The organism is Companilactobacillus suantsaicola (assembly GCF_004745525.1).
Taxonomy (GTDB): domain Bacteria; phylum Bacillota; class Bacilli; order Lactobacillales; family Lactobacillaceae; genus Companilactobacillus; species Companilactobacillus suantsaicola.
In genome coordinates, this window is the sequence record NZ_RKLY01000041.1 from 1 (window position 1) to 17,193 (window position 17,193).

The following is a 17,193-nucleotide window of genomic DNA, read 5'->3' on the forward strand; positions in this document are numbered from 1 at the left end:
AACTTTTACAATATCCGGCTTTTCGTCCATTAAAAATACCTCACCATTTATTTTGATGAGGTAATCATATCGCTTATTGTGGACCGAGAGAATACGGTCGGTTATTTACTGCTTACGAACGCTCTGGGCACAACTTGGAGATTTTTCCGGGTCTGAAAAAGCTCAAAGTTGTGCCGGCAGCGTTCCAGCCAAAATCGGCTTTGCCATGGAGGACGGCATACTACCACCACGCACCAAAAAGGATTACCACAATCTAATTCATGATATATACCAATTAATACAATCGGTGTATACCACCTATACCATTTATAAAAAATATTAAACATTTCTTGACATGAACAGAAGTAATTAGTATTCTATTCATTGTCGCAAGATGATAAAGTTAATTCAAATGAACTATACCATTATGAAAATATTAAACTATACCAATTAAGAAAGGCTTTAATTAATATGTGTGGAATTGTTGGAGTAATTGGAAATAAAAATGCAACTGATATTTTATTAAACGGATTGGAAAAGCTTGAATATCGTGGCTACGATTCAGCCGGGATTTACGTTAACAACCAAAAAGGCAAGGATTTCTTAGTCAAAGAGGTTGGTAAGATCTCAGAACTCGAAAATGCCGTCACAAGTGATGTTCAAGGTGTTGTCGGAATTGGCCACACTAGATGGGCTACTCATGGTAAACCAACAGTTGAAAATGCTCATCCCCATTTCTCAGAGGACAATCGTTTCTACCTCGTACATAATGGCGTGATTACTAACTATGAAGAATTGAAGAATAAATATTTGTCCGACTTTACTTTCAAGAGTCAAACAGATACTGAAGTCGCTGTGCAATTAGTTGATTACTTTGCTAAACAAGGTATGGATGGCGAAAGTGCCTTCAGAAAAGCTTTGAGTTTGATTCAAGGATCATATGCCTTTGCAATGGTCGATAAGGAACAACCTGACCGTATCTTTGTTGCTAAGAATAAGAGTCCACTATTGATTGGTTTGGGTGATGGTTTCAACGTCATTTGTTCCGATGCAATGGCTATGCTTGACCAGACACATAAATTCGTGGAAATTCATGATGGCGAAGTAGTTATCCTCGAAAAGAATTCCGTATCGATCAGCAAACTCGATGGTACAAAGGTTCAAAGAGATCCTTACACCGTTAACCTCGATGCTAATGATATTTCTAAGGGAACTTATGCACATTACATGTTGAAAGAAATCGACGAACAACCTAATGTCATGAGAAAAATTTCGAAGAATTACATTAATGATGACAATTCACTCAATGTTGAACCAGCGTTATTAACTGAATTGCAAAAGGCCGATCGTCTATACATTGTCGCTGCTGGAACTAGTTATCATGCCGGTCTAGTCGGTAGAAATATTTTTGAAAATATCGCTGATATTCCCGTCGACGTTGAACTTGGGAGTGAGTTTGGTTACCACATGCCAAAACTTTCCAAGCATCCGTTCTTCATTTTCCTTTCACAAAGTGGAGAAACTGCTGACAGTCGTCAAGTATTGGTTAAGGTCAATGAATTGAATTTACCAAGTTTGACAATGACTAACGTGCCTAATTCAACACTTTCTCGTGAAGCAACTTTCACCATGGAACTACTTGCTGGACCAGAAATTGCCGTTGCTTCAACTAAAGCTTATACCGCTCAAATTGCCGTTGAAGCAGTTTTGGCAAAAGCTCTTGGAGAAATTAAAGGTTTGCAAGTTGCTAAAGATTTCAACTTGAAAGAACAATTAGCCTTAGCTGCTAACGGTATTCAAACAATCGTCGATGAAAAAGATTACATCAAGAAATTGACTGCTGATTATTTAACTGACAAATCAGATGCCTTTTATATCGGTCGTGGCGTCGATTACGCATTGTCTCTTGAAGCAGCCTTGAAATTGAAGGAAATTTCTTACATCCACGCTGAAGGCTTTGCGGCTGGTGAATTGAAACACGGAACGATTGCCTTGATCGAAAAGGATACTCCAGTTATCGCTTATGTTAACGATGGCGTTGGGGCCAGTCATACTCGTGGTAACATCCAAGAAGTCGAAGCTCGTGGCGCACACGTATTAGTAATTGCTAATAAGAAGTACGCTCAAGCTGGGGATGAAATTATTATCCCTGAAGTAGATGAATTGATATCACCAATCATCAGTATCGTGCCGGCTCAATTGATTGCCTACTACGCAAGTTTGGCTCGTGGCAATGATGTTGATAAACCTCGTAACCTTGCAAAAAGTGTTACGGTGGAGTAGTCTGAATGGACGTAATGTATATATGAAGTATAATAGTCTTCGGAATGAAGGCTATTTTTTATACAAAAAATTTCAGATTGGTGGTTTTATGAGGAATAAAAAATTAAATTTGTTCTCAACAGTTATGTTTGGACTCAGTGCAATTATTGGGTCAGGGTGGATGTTTGGTTCAAGCCAAGCAGCCGCTATAGCTGGACCGGCAGCAATTGTTGCCTGGATCATTGGAGCAATTTTAGTAGCAATGATTGCGATGGTATATGTTGAGATAGGAACGATGTTTCCTGAAGAGGGGGCGATGAGCCGATTCACAATGTATACTCATGGCTCACTGCTAGGACATATTTTCTCTTGGGCTAACTGGATATCGCTTTTAGCAATTTTACCAATTGAGGCGGTTGCTTCAGTTCAGTATATGAGTACCTGGCCTTGGGAGTGGGCTAGTTGGACGCATGGATTTATGAGGGGCGGTCAATTGAGTTTTCAAGGAATCTTGATGGCTGCTGTCATGTTGCTCATTTTTACCTTTATTAATTTTTGGTCAGTCACGATTATGGCTAAATTTAATAATTTCATTTCCGTTTTAAAAGTAGTTGTTCCAATTATTACGATGATCGTATTAGTTACAGCTCACTTTGACTTTAACAATATGGGGAGTTCGTTGAGTGAATTTATGCCTAACGGTACTTCATCAATTTTCGTGGCAATCGGTAGTGCTGGTATCATTTATTCATATGTTGCCTTTCAGACGGTGATTAATTTGAGTAATGATATCAAGAAGCCTTCGGTCAATATTCGACGAGGAATTATCTTGTCACTATTGATCAGTGCTTTGATCTACATTGCCTTACAGATTGTATTCATTGGCGCTTTGCCAAAATCAATTATTAGTGGTGGCTGGTCGCAGATCAGTTTCAATTCACCATTTGCGGACTTAGCAATTCTGTTGAATATTTACTGGTTATCAACATTAGTTTACTTTACGGCCTTTATTTCACCGGTAGGTAGTGGAATTGCCTTTGCTAGTTCAGCTAGTAAATCATTGTCGTCAATGCCCAAAAATAAGCATTTGCCACTCTTTTTAAGTAATTCCAATAATAAGTACAATTCACCAAGAATTGCCTTATTCGTTGATTTATTAGTTAGTTTTATTTTGATCTTGCTGTTCAAGAATTGGTCACTCTTGTCTCGAGTAGTTGCAGCTTCACGCTGATTTCACTTTTGTCAGGTCCAGTTGTAGCTGGTAGTTTACGGAAGATGGGTCCGAAGCTTCGTCGACCAACTAAAATTAAGGGGATGAAATTTCTAGCCCCAGTTGTTTTTGATTTAATTAGTTTAGCAATTTATTGGGCAATGTTCCCAACGACAGTAGAAGTTATTGTCATTATTATCGTTGGTTTGCCAATTTACTTTGTCTATGATTATCGTCGTGGTTTTAGAGAATTCAAGCAAAAATTATATGCTAGTTTATGGTTGATCGTTCATTTGATCGGTTTATCATTGATTTCTTGGTTAGGAGGTTCAGCCTTTGGTGGGTTGAATTTGATCAAGTATCCATTTGATTTCGTTTTGATTTTGATTTTCTCAACAATTATGTATTTCTGGGCAATTCATTCATTGTATTACTCAGGTTATTTCGATGATGCTAAGGAAATTAACGCGACGGTCAAGCTAGATGAAAATTAATGCGTAAGAAAATAATTCATTGGTCATGGGGATTAGTTATCGCCGTAGAATTAGTTTTGTTCTACAGTTCCTCGATGACTTATAAAGAACAAACTTCAGTACCATTTTTGGAAAAGTATTTTAAAAATGAACCATTTAAAGATAGTTTGTCGTCAATCGGTTTTTATTATGGTGGCAAATATCAATCAGTCGAAAATGACGGTTATTTCAAATTTGTTGAATTCATTATTCGAAAAGGAGCCCATTTCAGTATTTATTTGCTACTGGGAGCCTTCTTATGTTTAGCACTTTATTGGTGTTTTAAACAAAATTGGTTTTTACGAGTCTTCATACCTTGGATGACGGCTACAGGATTGGCTGCCTTTGATGAATTTCATCAAGGATTGACCGGCGGAAGGTCTCCAATGGTTCAGGATGTAATTTTAGACAGTGCAGGTGCTATTGTCGGCAGTCTGATCGTTGTCTTGATACTTTTTTTAATTGAACGAAAGAAAGCACTATAGTATATAAGCCTTATTGAAATCACAGATGCAAAGTGATTTTAATAAGGCATTTTTTTATAAAATATTTATAACATTTTTATATATCCATAAGCGAATTGTTTAACAAATACAAAAAGGATTGTATCATCTGAAGTAGATGTTTAAACAAGTGCTTATTGAATTTATCAGGGCGGTGGATATTATGAGAATGAAACACAAAATTGTACTTAGTTTTGCGGTATTGTTTAGCTTAATGTTTGTGAATCAAACGAGTCTAGTCAATGCGGATCTGCTTGATTCTACGCAGAATACTTTGAATACCCAAAAAGATACTCCCGTGCCGAATGCTCTTGTTGATCAGACAAATGGTGATTCTCAAAAGACTCAAAAAGTCATTACCGATGCAGATTTATTAGGTAAAGACTTTACGATGAAAATTGGTGATCCAGTTCCAACCGCTAAGGAATTTCAAGCTACTTCAAAAGACCAAGATGGCAAAGACCAACAGGTGAAAGTTGATTTGAATCAGGCCGACTTAAATGAACCAGGAAAATACCAAGTTAAGTTAAGTACACCGGATGGACAAACAAAAACAGTATTTTTAACTGTCTTAAAGAAAGAAGTAACCGAAAAACCAGCTGAACAAGTGCCTTCACAGACGGATTCAGTAAAAGACAATCAGGCTGATAAAACTGATGAGACCGACAAAACTGAAGAAGCTGATGAAACAAATGTTTCTGATGAGACTCACAAAGTCGAACCTAAAACCCAAGTGGTGGCTAATAATAGTGGCAGTGTAATGTATGGAACGGTTTATTGCGCCCCAGTTAATTCGGTCAAAAAGGACAATCAAACTCCCCAAACTAAACATCCTAGTGGGCACATGATTTATTTGCCCCAAGCAGGAAACAAATCAGGTTTTATTCCGAAAATATTAGGAATCGTGATCGGCTTTAGCACGTTGGTTGGAATCGATATCAAGAAGTTTCACTAATTAGAAAAAAACCTACCTTCTTTGATGGTTTATTTGCTGAAGAAATATTGAAATAGCACGTTTATTTTGATAAAATGATATGCGGTTTACAATAATCATGAAAGAAGGAAACAGAAATGTCAGGACATTCAAAATGGCATAACATCCAAGGTAGAAAAAGTGCCCAAGATGCAAAGCGTGGTAAAATCTTCCAAAAGCTGTCTCGTGAGTTATTTATGGCAGCTAAGGCGGGTGGCTCCGATCCTAACGATAATGCTGCCCTTCGTTTAATAGTAGATAAAGCTCGTGCAGCTAATATGCCAAAGGACAACATCAAACGTGCTTTGGATAAGGCTGATGGCGACAGTGATGAACATTATGATGAAGTTACATACGAAGGTTACGCTCCAGGTGGAGTTGCAGTCTTAGTTGAAACTTTGACAGATAACAAAAACAGAACTGCTTCTGCCGTACGTGTTGCATTTACCCGTAACGGAGGTAGCATGGGCTCAAGTGGTTCAGTTGCTTACATGTTTGATCGTAAAGGTTACATCGTTTTGGACCGTTCAAAGAACGGCCAAGACGAAGATACTGTATTGATGGACATCATGGACCTTGGTGCCGATGATCTTCAAACATCAGACGATGCTTATGAAATCTACACAGACGCAAAAGATTTTGCTGCTGTACGTGATGGATTGATTGAAAAGGGATATGAACTTGCTAACTCAGAGTTAACAATGATTCCTCAAAATACAACTCCAGTTCCAGAAGATAAGCAAGAACAATTTGAACATCTAGTTGATCAATTAGAAGATAACGATGATGTTTCCGAAGTTTATACTGCAGCTGCAGATGACGACGAAGAATAAATAATAAAAAAACTCGTAAACATTTTGTTTGCGAGTTTTTTTTTACAATATTTTATTTTGTGTGAGCTTTTTGTAATTGGATTGCATTTTGATGAGGTTTTCTTTATAAGATTTTGAATAGATGATAGCGAACAAAGTGTCTAAGATGTATTCGAAAGTAATTTGTGAAGCAAAGGTGCTGACTTTGAAAACGTCGAATTCATTTTGAACGATTGTGATGACTTGATCAGCCACTTGAATCATTTTACTTTCTGGATTGCCGGTGATTAAAAGAGTTGGGACTTTTTGCTTTTTTAAAAATTGAATTTGCTTGAGATAATTATCGCTATTACCCGTATAAGATAGGAAAATTGCTAAATCATCTGCGTTTAAATTACTGGCAGTCCAAGATTCATCACTGTATTCTTCAGCAATGATGGCAAATTTATTTATTTTTATTAACTTACTTTGAAAACCACGAGCTCTAATTTGGGTATCACCGATGGCAAAGAAAACTAATCTTTGACTGTCGATGATTTTTTGTGCTGCCTGATTTAATGATTCTTCATCTAGTTGAGCCAAAGCTCGTTTGATGGCATTGATATTTAAATCAGAAATGTTTTTAGCAATTTCCAAAGCCGAATCTTGGGGTGAGAAAGGAAAATTGGCGTCGACGTCATTTAACTGCAAGATATTTTTTTGCACATCGTTATTAATATCCTGTCGCATGGATTTAAATCCGTCGTAATTCAATTTTTTAGCAAAACGGACTAATGCTGAGTGAGAAGTATAAGTTTTTGAGGCTAAAGTTTGAATCGACATTGTTGAAACAGCTTCAAGATTTTGCTCAATAAAACTAGCGATTCTTTTTTCATTATCTGTAAAATCGGTCGTATGTGTCAGACGATCAGTGAATAACATCTAAATTCCCCCATTGTTTGAACAAAATGTTCAGAGTTTTCTACTATATTTTTAGTTTTTACGTTAGTAATTACCGGTTTGAAAGGATTAACTTCTTTACTTTGGAGAAATCCGTTAAAGTGAATTTATCGAAGGGAGTTAATCAGATGAAAAAATTAACTATTGCTTATATCGGAAATGGTAAAAGTGCTAATCGTTATCACTTGCCATTCTCATTGAAATTAAAAGATGAAATCAAGGTTAAAACGATTTATGCTCCAAAAATCAGTCATGACGTTTGGCCAGAAATTCCAGGAATCAATTATACAACCAATATCGATGATATTTATAACGATGAAGAAATTCAATTGGTTGTCTTATCAGTTCCAGCTGAGATTCACTATTCGATGGCTAAGGAAGTTTTGAATCATGGTAAAAATGTTTTAGTTGAAAAACCTTTCACCCAAACTGAAGCCCAAGCTAAAGAATTATTCGCTTTAGCAAAGGAAAAAGGCTTGTTGATTCAATGTTACCAAAATCGTCGCTTTGATTCAGATTTTTTGACAGTTCAAAAGGTAATTGAGAGCGGTAAATTAGGTGATATTTTGGAGCTTGAATCAACTTATGATTACTTCCGCCCATATGTGCCAGAGCATGAAAAAAGTTTTACGGTGGGACATAGTTATTTGTACGGTCACGCTTGCCATACTTTGGATCAAATCATTTCTTATTTTGGTAAAGCTGATAAAGTCCACTATGATGTCAGACAGCTTTTAGGCAAAAATAGAATGAATGATTATTTTGATATTGATATGTATTATGGCGTGATGAAAGTTTCCGTTAAGTCAAGTTACTTTAGATTGGTTCCTCGCCCTAGTTTCACTGTTTATGGGAAAAAAGGTGTCTTCGTTAAACAAAATATGGATCGCCAAGAAATCGATTTGAAGCACTTCTATATGCCAAATCACGAAGATTTCGGGATTGATAAACCAGAGGATTATGGAACCTTGACTTATATGGATGAGAACAATCAATATCATCAAGAAAAAGTCGTTTCCGAAGTTGGTGATTATAGTCGAGTTTACCACGGTTTGTATGAAGCAATTATTGAAGGCAAGCTCAAAGCAGTTAAAGATGAAGAAACAATTTATCAAATTCATATGTTGGAGACGGGAATTAAACAAATAACTGAAAGTGTGGATGAATAGATGAAACTAGCAATATTTGGAGCAGGTATGATTGTCAAAGACTTCTTAACGATGATTGATGATTTACCAGAGATTGAATTGACAGCCATCATGGGTGTTGAAAATGATTTACCAACGATGAAAGAATTTCAAAAAGAGCACAGTATCAAAAAAATCTATACTGACGTTAATGAATGTTTGAAAGATCCTGAAATTGATACGGTATACGTTACTTTGCCAAACTTCTTACATTTTCGTTTTGCTAAATTGGCTTTGCAAGCAGGAAAAAATGTCATCTGTGAAAAGCCCTTTACTTTGAATAGTGAGCAATTACTCGAGTTGAAGAAATTGGCTGAAGAAAAACAATTGATTTTAGTTGAAGCGATTACTAATCAATATTTATCAAACTATCAAAGTGTCAAAGATGATTTGTCACAATTGGGCAAAATCAAGGTGATCGAATGTAATTATTCACAGTATTCACACCGTTATGACGCCTTCAAAGCGGGAAAAATCCTACCAGTCTTTGATCCAAAAAAGGGTGGCGGTGCCTTGATGGACTTGAATATTTATAACATTCATTTCGTAGTCGGAATCATGGGTAAACCACAAGCTGTGCACTATTATGCCAATGTTGAACGAGGAATTGATACATCTGGGATTTTAGTTTTGGATTATCCAGGTACCAAAGTCGTTTGCATTGCCGCTAAAGATTGTGCTGCCAAAGTTACTTCAACTATTCAAGGAGATGAAGGCTCAATTACAGTTGATGGTCCAGTCAATGTGTTGAGTGATTATACAGAAACCTTGAATGGCCAATCAGCTACTAAGGTAGATAAGAAAGTACATCAACATCGGATGTTCGAAGAGTTTAAAACTTTTAATCAGATGATAACTGAACACGATTTACGCGAGGTAGCCAAACGAATGGAACACAGTTTAGCGGTTATGGGAGTGGTCGATGTTGCTCTGGCTGATTCAAAAATTAAATTGGGATAAATTAACTGGTCAAGCGATTGGCCAGCTTTTTTTGCGTAATTTTGAATGGAAGGAGGGATTTTATGACTGCAGAAAGTATGGTCAATAATTTATTGACGGAAGCGTGTATCAATCAAGTTTCAGATATTTACTTTTTTCCGCGAGATAATTTTTATCGCATTCAAGCTAGTAACTCATTACAAAACTACACCGTGGCAGATTTGTCGAATGATGAAAGTTTTGCCATCATGAACTTTTTAAAATTTAATGGCGGACTGGATGTTTCAGAAAGACGTCGTGCTCAAAAAGGTGCCTTCAATTTTATTTATCAAAATAAAAATATTTTCATTCGAATTTCATCTGTCGGGGACTTCAAGAACCGCGAATCGATGGTCGTACGGCTGATTTATCCACAAGAATATCACGAACCAATTGATGAAGAATTACTGAAGACACTGTTGCCAATTTCTAAGCGCAAAGGGATGATGCTGTTTGCTGGTCCGATGGGCTCAGGAAAAACTTCATTAATGTACGCTTTGGGAAGGCGTTTAAGTGAACAGAAGAAAGTTATGTGTATTGAAGATCCAATCGAAATTGTGGAAGATGATTTTTTACAGTTACAAGTTAATGAGGATGCGGGGATGACTTATGAGGAGTTGATCAAGACTAGTTTACGGCATCGTCCAGAAGTTTTGATCATTGGTGAAATTCGCGATAAAAATACCGCTCAACAGGCAATTCAAGCAGCACTTTGTGGCTATACAGTCATGTCGACGATCCATGGAAAATCAAAGTTTTCGGTGATTCAACGTTTAAAACAATTCGGTATTGACGATATAGAAATTATCAATGCCGTCAATTTTATTTCCTATCAACGATTGATACCGACTAACAAAGATGTCGAGTTATTTTTAGATTATTTGGAAAGTCCTGCCATCGAGGCTTTTTTGAAAAGTGAAACAATCGATAACAAATGGCAAGAGTTATTAGAAAATGCTTATCAACGGGGATATTTAGATGAAGAAACTTACCAAGAATATCTTTACTAAAAAGATTCCAATCACGAAAAAAGCCGAACATTTATTAACAATCAGTAAACTCTTACAAAATGGTTTTTCACTAAGTGAAACGATCAATTGTTTACGTTTATTAAATGACCAGGAAAAATTTTTTGAGCGAATTTATCAAGATTTGTGTCACGGCAAAATGATTTCACAAGCTTTGCGGCACCTGCACTTGCCAACAGTCATTTATAACCAATTAGTTATTGCTCAAAATCATGGTAAATTGGCGCAAGCCATGGCTCAAACCGGAGCCCTTTTAAATGACCAAGCTAAACAAAAGAATAAATTGAAAGAAATTTTAGTTTATCCATGCTTCATCTTAACCTTTCTAATCACGATGCTAGTGGGGATGAAAGTTTATATAATTCCACAACTGGCAATGGCCAATAGTAACTTGATTGATTTATTTTTGGAGCTAATTTTAGGCCTGATTTTATTCTTGTTGATTGTCGGTCTAATATTTCATTTAGTTTTACAACAAAAAGATGAGTATCATCGGGCTTTGATTCTTGTGAAATTACCGGTTTTAGGCAAGATCTATTTGAATTTTTTCCAATTTTTAATTTTGCAAGGATTAGGGATGCAGTTGGCAAATGGGATGAATTTATTTGATGTTTGTGAAATAAATAACCAATTTGAGAATGGCTCGATTCAAAATTATTTATCACAAAAATTTCTTCGAGGTTTAACCAATGGAAATAACTTATTGAAATTAATTCAAACTGAACCGTTGTTGCCGAATCAGTTGCAAGTCATTTTGCAGGCCGGTGAAAGTGGCAGTGCTTTAGCCCAAGATCTCTTGGTAATGTCGGAATTAAAATTTGAAGAAACTCAACGAGATTTAAAAAGAGTGATGGGAATGATTCAACCATGCTTATTTGCCATCATTGCAATAATTATCGTGACGACGTATTTAATAATTTTGATGCCAATTTACGGCATGATGAAGGGGATTTCTTGATGAAAAAAAGACGAGGCTTTACTTTAATTGAAATGGTGATTGTATTGTTTATTATTTCGTTGTTGTTGTTACTGATGATTCCTAACTTGGCCGCTCAACGTAAGAATGCTAATCAAAAATCTGAAGAAGCTTTGGTAACGACGGTGACTAATCAAGCGGAAATGTATTCTGAAACACATTCAGATAAGTTTGACTTGGAACAATTAAAGACTGATAAATATATAACTGATAAGCAAAAAGAAAAACTAGAAAAACTAAATTATGTCTTGAAAAAAGATGGTGATGGCAGATGGATTCTAGAAAAGCAGGCTTCACAATCATTGAAACCACCATTGGACTGATGATTGTCTGTAGTTTAATTGTGGTTTCCGTTTGGAACTTAAAAGACTATCAAGCACGAATCGAGGAACGTCAGACCTTACAATGGTTTAAGGGAAAGTTCAAAGATTCGATGAATTATGCATATTTGAATCGTGAGGAAGTCAAAGTCGTTGTCGATTCAAAATACTTACAATTTAGTAACGGGAAATCACAAATAAAGAGGAATTTGCCGAAAACTTTAACGTTAAATAGCGGACATCAAGTGTTTAGAATTTCTAGGTCGGGGGAAACTGCACCGAGAACGGTAATTTTTGAATCAACGTTAACGAATAAAAAATACGAGTACACGATTCAAATGGGATGGGGTGAAATTGTTGAAAAAACGTAAGGGATTTATCTTATTTGAGGCCTTAACGTCATTAACAATTTCATTAATTATTATTTTGACTTTGACAATTTGTATTTCGGAACAATTTAAATTGATCAATGATTGGGAAATGAAAGTGACTGCCCATCAATTTATTCTGCAGCATCTGCGCAATCAAAACTTTCCCGAACGAGTTATGGTTAAAAATAAAGTTTATTACTTTCAAGAGAGTGCAAATAAATATCAAGTGACGGTAAATCAACATGTTTATCAAGTCGAAAAATAATCGGTCAGGCTTTGTTTTGTATGAGGCCATCGTTGCTTTATTAGTGGCAATTTTGACATTGGGCGTTTTGCAACAAGCTCTACAACTCATGAAGACGATTCAAAATACAACTTTTAATGATCAATTGCGATGGCATATCACCCAAGATAAGATTCAAAAAACTTTGGATGATGCCTATGAGATCAGAGAAGTTGGTAAAAATAAAATTGTTTACACGGAGAAGGAATTAAGGGAAGGTTATCACCATGGATTCGTTTTTGAAGTCTATCAAAGTGGTTTTGAAAACTACATGTTAAGAAAAACCACCGCGACAGTAGGAGGGCATGAACCGATTTTGACAGGTCAAAAAGAAATTAATATTGAAAAAATCTCAAATTTAGTTATCATTACAACAGTGAATAAAGCCGGTGAAAAATCTGAAATGATTTTAACGTTGAATGATAAAAAGTAAGCATAATCAAAAACGTGCGGGGATGATGATGTTAAATTGTATATTAATGTTATCGGTTGCACTTTTGATTATTGGTTACAGTACAAATTTGATTGGTGAACAAATCGCTCAATACCGGCAATTGGACGAGATGTATTTAAAACAAATCAATGAAAATATTCATAAAAGCTATAAATTGTAAAATCGTAATTTGAGGAGTCCTTGAATAAAATCGTTTTCAACGTTAAAATTTTATTATTAGGCAAAGAGGTTAACCATGTCAGAAAAAGATATGCAAACATATTTTGAGAAGATGAATCAGGCAAATACTGTATTAAAGGAGACATTGAGGGTCGCAAACATTGATTCATTGGCTGAGACTTTAACTAATATTTCTGATGGCCAAGTTTATGTTGAAAATGGTGTTCCCGATGCTGCAACTGTTGAAAAACTAGAGACACTTTATCGTGAGATGAAACAGTTGAACATGACACCACAACAATTAAAGCAAGCTATTACAGTTTCAATTATTAAAGCTCAAAAAGATGATCAAACTGAAGTAAACAAATTGATGACTCCAGATGCAATCGGCTTGATAACTAGCTTAATTGCTTATGAAATACTAAATGTTCAAAATAAGAAAGACGTGAACATAGTCGATCCAACTGTTGGAACGGGTAACTTATTGATCGAGGTTATTGAACAATTGAATATGACTGACAAATTCAATATCAATGCGGCTGCACTTGATAATGATGATGCGTTAGTTTCTTTAACAAAATCATTTAGTGAAGTAATGAATCTCAACATCGATGCTTATCATCAAGATAGTGTCGCTGATTGGGATATTACCGATATTGATTTAGCAGTGGCTGATTTACCAGTCGGATACTATCCAATTGACGACAATGCGAAGAACTTTAAAACAAGTTCAGATAAGGGACATTCCTATGCGCACCATCTTTTAATTGAACAAACTATGAATAATTTAAATGACGGTGGAATCGGTATATTTATTGTACCTTCTCAAATTTTCCAAACTGACCAAGCTAAGAAACTATCTGAATGGATGGTTTCTAGTGTTTATTTGCAAGCGGTTCTTGATTTACCAGCAAGTCTATTTGCATCAAAAGAAGCACAAAAAGCGGTAGTTGTTTTACAAAAGCACGGCAAAGATGCCAAGCAAGTTGGAAATGTTTTGATGGGCACAATACCAGATACCAATAACCCTAAGTTATTCGAGGGCTTTAAGGACCAGTTGCAAGACTGGGCAAAAAATTTTAAAGGTTAGGTGAGATTAATGTCTAAAATCATGGCCGTAAATTCTGGTAGCTCTACATTGAAGTGGAAACTATACACAGTACCTGAGGAAAAAGTTGTTGCACAGGGAATGGTAGATCGTTTAGGTTTATCAGACTCAGTTTTTGAAGTTCAATATGGCGGAAAGAAAATTAGTGAAATGGGCGATATTCCCGATCACACAACCGCTGTAAACATGATGCTTCACAAATTGATCGAATTGAAAATTATTGATAATTATCATGAGATCAAAGGTGTTGGACATCGAGTAGTTGCTGGTGGAAGCATCTTCAAAGATTCTGCACTAGTTACTCCACGAGTAGTTGAACAGATCAAGAATCTGTCTGAATACGCTCCTTTACACAACCCTGGACAAGCGGCAGGAATCGATGCATTTGAAAAAATCTTGCCGGATATTCCACAAGTAGCAGTCTTTGATACCTCATTCCATCAAACAATGGACCCAGTCAATTATTTGTATAGTATTCCTTACGAATATTTTGAAAAATATGGCGTACGTAAATTTGGAGCACACGGTACTAGTCACCGCTATGTTGCCAAAGCTGCAGCTGATTTTCTGCAAAAACCATTAGCTGATTTGAAGGTTATTTCTTGTCACTTGGGAAGTGGATCTTCAATTGACGCTATCAAAGATGGTAAATCAGTTGATACTTCAATGGGCTTCACACCACTTGCTGGTATTACAATGAGCACTCGCTCTGGTGACATTGACCCTTCACTAGTGGCTTATTTGATGCAAAAGATGAAGATTACAGATCCTAATGAAATGGTCAAAATCTTGAACACAAAATCTGGTTTATTGGGTATTTCAGGGGTCTCACCAGACATGCGTGATCTTTTAGCAACTAGAAAAGAGAACCATCGTTCTGACTTAGCAATTAAAATTTTTGTCAATCGAATCATCAAGTACATCGGCTCATACATCACACTTTTGGGCGGGGATGACGTCTTGATTTTCACTGCTGGTGTTGGTGCAGGTAGTGCTGAAATCAGAAAAGAAATCGTTGATAGATTCAGTTATCGTGGGATTAAGCTCGATAAAGAAGCTAATGAACATGGTAAGGGTCTTCGTAAGATCAGTACTGACGACTCAACTACAACTGTCTTAGTTGTACCTACTGATGAGGAATTAATGATCGTTCGTGACGTAGTTCGTCTAACAAATTTGAGTGAATAATATCAGAGAATCAAAACAAATTTGACTTGTTTTGATTCTTTTTTTGTGCTTAAAAAATAGATTAAAAATGTTGATATAAATGCAATGTAAGCCTTTACTTTTATTTTTTTACTGTTATATTAAAGGTGTAAGATTTGGAATGGAGGTTCATTAGTTATGACAAGAAAAGCCTATATGATTGGTACTGGTATCGGAAATTTAGCTGCTGGTATTTATCTAATTCGTGATGGTGGTTTCAAGGGTGATCAAATTACAATGATGGGTCTTGAAGACCACGGTGCTAACGATGGTGCCGCAGTTAAGGATTATGAAACAGAATATGGTAATCAAGCTTTGTCTAATAACAAAGGATTTTTAGCTAAAGGTGGCCGAATGCTCAATGAAGAGACTTTCGAAAACCTTTGGGATGTATTACGTTCAGTCCCATCACTGGACAATCCTGGACAAACAGTTACTGATGATATTTTAAATTTCGATCATGCACATCCAACACACGATGTTGGCCGTTTAATCGATGAAGATGGCCCACGTGTTAAACCAAATAAAGACAATTACAGACATATGCAATTTGACAATAAAGACCGTTATCTTTTGTCGAAATTGATGTTGATGCCAGAAAAGGACGAAGAAAAGCTTAACAACATTAGTATCGCAGAATGGTTTGCAAGCAGTCCTCACTTCTTCACAACTAACTTCTGGTACATGTGGCAAACAACCTTTGCTTTCAAACGTGCTAGTTCAGCCGTTGAATTGCGTCGTTATATGAACCGGATGATCCTTGAATTCAGTCGTATCAATACTTTGGAAGGTGTTACAAGAAGTCCTTATAATCAATTCGAAAGTATTATCTTGCCAATGCGCAAGTACTTGGAAGACCGTGGCGTAACCTTTATCAATAACCGTAAAGTTACCGATTTGGAATTCAAAGACACACCACTTCAAGACGATATTATCGTCACTGGACTCAAGTACGAAGAAGTCGACAATGACAATAAAGAAGGACACATCGACATTGCTGAAAATGATTTAGTCTTTGATACTAACGGCTCAATTACCGACAGTTCAGCAATTGGTGATTTCAATACACCATTCAAAGAAAATATGGATTATGCCCCAAGTGCTTTGCTTTGGAAGAAAGCTAGCGAGAAATTCTATTCACTTGGTAACCCCGACAAATTCTTCGGTGATCGGACACAAAGTGAGTGGGTAAGTTTCACTGTAACAACAAACAGCCACTTCTTAGTCAATGAAATTTCTAGAATCACTCAACAAGAACCCGGAAATGCTTTGAACACTTGGATTCACAGTACACCGCTCTTATCAATCGTTGTACATCATCAACCACACTTCAAGGCACAAAAGCCTAATGAGTCAACTTTCTGGGGCTACTTCATGTATCCAAGAAGAAATGGTGATTACGTTCAAAAACCAGTTATGGAAATGACCGGTAAGGAAATGCTTGAAGAACTCTTAGGCCACTTGGCAGAAGTAGATCCAAGCAAAGACAATATCAAGAACCATACGCAAGAAATTATGGACAGTATTGTCAACGTAATTCCAGTTCACTTACCATATGCAAGTGCTATGTTCAATCAAAGAGCCGTTGGCGATCGTCCAGACGTAGTTCCAGAACACAGCAAGAACTTAGCCTTCATCAGTCAATTCTGCGAACAACCATTTGACATGGTCTTCACAGAACAATACTCATTCAGAGCAGCCCAAAGAGCCGTATACACATTGTTGAACATTCCATTATCAGAAATGACACCAATGCATCATTATGAGAAAGATCCAAAAGTAATGGCAAGAGCTACTAAGACTATGTTTAGATAAAGAGAGGGTGAAGCAAGGGCGTCCAGCCTCCGAGGATTTACGGAATATTGGAGATTGACCACGAAGTGGGCGAGATTCAATATTTTGTAAACCGGAAGAGGTTGCCCTTGCGCAACCC

The 17,193-nt window shown here is 36.5% G+C and carries 17 protein-coding genes and 1 pseudogene; 17 read left to right on the forward strand and 1 reads right to left on the reverse strand.

The features are described 5' to 3' along the window. The first annotated feature begins 450 nt into the window (after positions 1-450). The 5 genes and pseudogenes from glmS (at position 451) to EGT49_RS11360 (ending at position 6,272) form a co-directional block, all read left to right on the forward strand. Positions 451-2,262 carry a glutamine--fructose-6-phosphate transaminase (isomerizing) gene (gene glmS, locus EGT49_RS11340; protein WP_135374439.1) on the forward strand — a complete coding sequence of 604 codons (1,812 nt, stop codon included), beginning with the start codon at positions 451-453 and terminating at the stop codon, positions 2,260-2,262. Between the two features lie 88 nt (positions 2,263-2,350). Next, positions 2,351-3,945, forward strand: a pseudogene (locus tag EGT49_RS11345) (APC family permease). Continuing rightward, complete coding sequence (locus tag EGT49_RS11350; protein WP_135374441.1) at positions 3,945-4,448, forward strand: VanZ family protein; 504 nt, start codon at positions 3,945-3,947, stop codon at positions 4,446-4,448. Before EGT49_RS11345 ends, EGT49_RS11350 begins: the two are co-directional and overlap by 1 nt. 181 nt (positions 4,449-4,629) lie before the next feature. Next, the gene (locus tag EGT49_RS11355; RefSeq protein ID WP_135374443.1) at positions 4,630-5,421 is read left to right on the forward strand and encodes a hypothetical protein; all 792 of its coding nucleotides are present in this window, start codon (positions 4,630-4,632) and stop codon (positions 5,419-5,421) included. 116 nt (positions 5,422-5,537) lie between these two features. Further along, positions 5,538-6,272 (forward strand): YebC/PmpR family DNA-binding transcriptional regulator, encoded by a 735-nt coding sequence (locus EGT49_RS11360; RefSeq protein ID WP_135374445.1) that lies wholly within the window; start codon positions 5,538-5,540, stop codon positions 6,270-6,272. A 42-nt stretch (positions 6,273-6,314) separates the two neighbouring features. On the opposite strand, the gene EGT49_RS11365 is transcribed toward EGT49_RS11360, so the two are convergent. Then, positions 6,315-7,172 carry a MurR/RpiR family transcriptional regulator gene (locus EGT49_RS11365; protein ID WP_135374447.1) on the reverse strand — a complete coding sequence of 286 codons (858 nt, stop codon included), beginning with the start codon at positions 7,170-7,172 and terminating at the stop codon, positions 6,315-6,317. Positions 7,173-7,318: 146 nt separating this feature from the next. Between EGT49_RS11365 and EGT49_RS11370 the strand changes: the two genes are divergently transcribed. The 12 genes from EGT49_RS11370 (at position 7,319) to EGT49_RS11425 (ending at position 17,075) form a co-directional block, all read left to right on the forward strand. After that, complete coding sequence (locus EGT49_RS11370; RefSeq protein ID WP_135374449.1) at positions 7,319-8,359, forward strand: Gfo/Idh/MocA family oxidoreductase; 1,041 nt, start codon at positions 7,319-7,321, stop codon at positions 8,357-8,359. Beyond that, positions 8,360-9,337: a Gfo/Idh/MocA family protein gene (locus EGT49_RS11375; RefSeq protein ID WP_135374451.1), complete on the forward strand. Its 978-nt coding sequence runs from the start codon at positions 8,360-8,362 to the stop codon at positions 9,335-9,337. Positions 9,338-9,399: 62 nt separating this feature from the next. Beyond that, positions 9,400-10,365 (forward strand): competence type IV pilus ATPase ComGA, encoded by a 966-nt coding sequence (gene comGA, locus EGT49_RS11380; RefSeq protein ID WP_135374453.1) that lies wholly within the window; start codon positions 9,400-9,402, stop codon positions 10,363-10,365. Next, positions 10,334-11,341 carry a type II secretion system F family protein gene (locus EGT49_RS11385; RefSeq protein WP_135374455.1) on the forward strand — a complete coding sequence of 336 codons (1,008 nt, stop codon included), beginning with the start codon at positions 10,334-10,336 and terminating at the stop codon, positions 11,339-11,341. The genes comGA and EGT49_RS11385 overlap by 32 nt, the downstream gene beginning before the upstream one ends. Then, positions 11,341-11,682, forward strand: a complete 342-nt coding sequence (comGC, locus tag EGT49_RS11390) for a competence type IV pilus major pilin ComGC (RefSeq protein WP_135374457.1) — start codon at positions 11,341-11,343, stop codon at positions 11,680-11,682. The genes EGT49_RS11385 and comGC overlap by 1 nt, the downstream gene beginning before the upstream one ends. Continuing rightward, entirely contained in the window at positions 11,631-12,050 is a 420-nt protein-coding gene (locus tag EGT49_RS11395) for a type II secretion system protein (RefSeq protein ID WP_135374459.1), read from the forward strand. Before comGC ends, EGT49_RS11395 begins: the two co-directional genes overlap by 52 nt. Continuing rightward, on the forward strand, positions 12,037-12,315 hold the full coding sequence (locus EGT49_RS11400; RefSeq protein ID WP_135374461.1) for a hypothetical protein: 279 nt from the start codon (positions 12,037-12,039) through the stop codon (positions 12,313-12,315). Before EGT49_RS11395 ends, EGT49_RS11400 begins: the two co-directional genes overlap by 14 nt. Beyond that, on the forward strand, positions 12,293-12,766 hold the full coding sequence (locus tag EGT49_RS11405; RefSeq protein WP_135374463.1) for a ComGF family competence protein: 474 nt from the start codon (positions 12,293-12,295) through the stop codon (positions 12,764-12,766). Before EGT49_RS11400 ends, EGT49_RS11405 begins: the two co-directional genes overlap by 23 nt. Beyond that, positions 12,753-12,947: a hypothetical protein gene (locus EGT49_RS11410; RefSeq protein ID WP_135374465.1), complete on the forward strand. Its 195-nt coding sequence runs from the start codon at positions 12,753-12,755 to the stop codon at positions 12,945-12,947. Before EGT49_RS11405 ends, EGT49_RS11410 begins: the two co-directional genes overlap by 14 nt. A 75-nt stretch (positions 12,948-13,022) precedes the next feature. Further along, the gene (locus tag EGT49_RS11415) at positions 13,023-14,036 is read left to right on the forward strand and encodes a class I SAM-dependent methyltransferase (protein WP_135374467.1); all 1,014 of its coding nucleotides are present in this window, start codon (positions 13,023-13,025) and stop codon (positions 14,034-14,036) included. A gap of 9 nt (positions 14,037-14,045) precedes the next feature. Beyond that, on the forward strand, positions 14,046-15,242 hold the full coding sequence (locus EGT49_RS11420) for an acetate/propionate family kinase (protein ID WP_135374469.1): 1,197 nt from the start codon (positions 14,046-14,048) through the stop codon (positions 15,240-15,242). A gap of 156 nt (positions 15,243-15,398) precedes the next feature. Next, complete coding sequence (locus EGT49_RS11425; RefSeq protein WP_135374471.1) at positions 15,399-17,075, forward strand: oleate hydratase; 1,677 nt, start codon at positions 15,399-15,401, stop codon at positions 17,073-17,075. Positions 17,076-17,193: the final 118 nt, after the last annotated feature.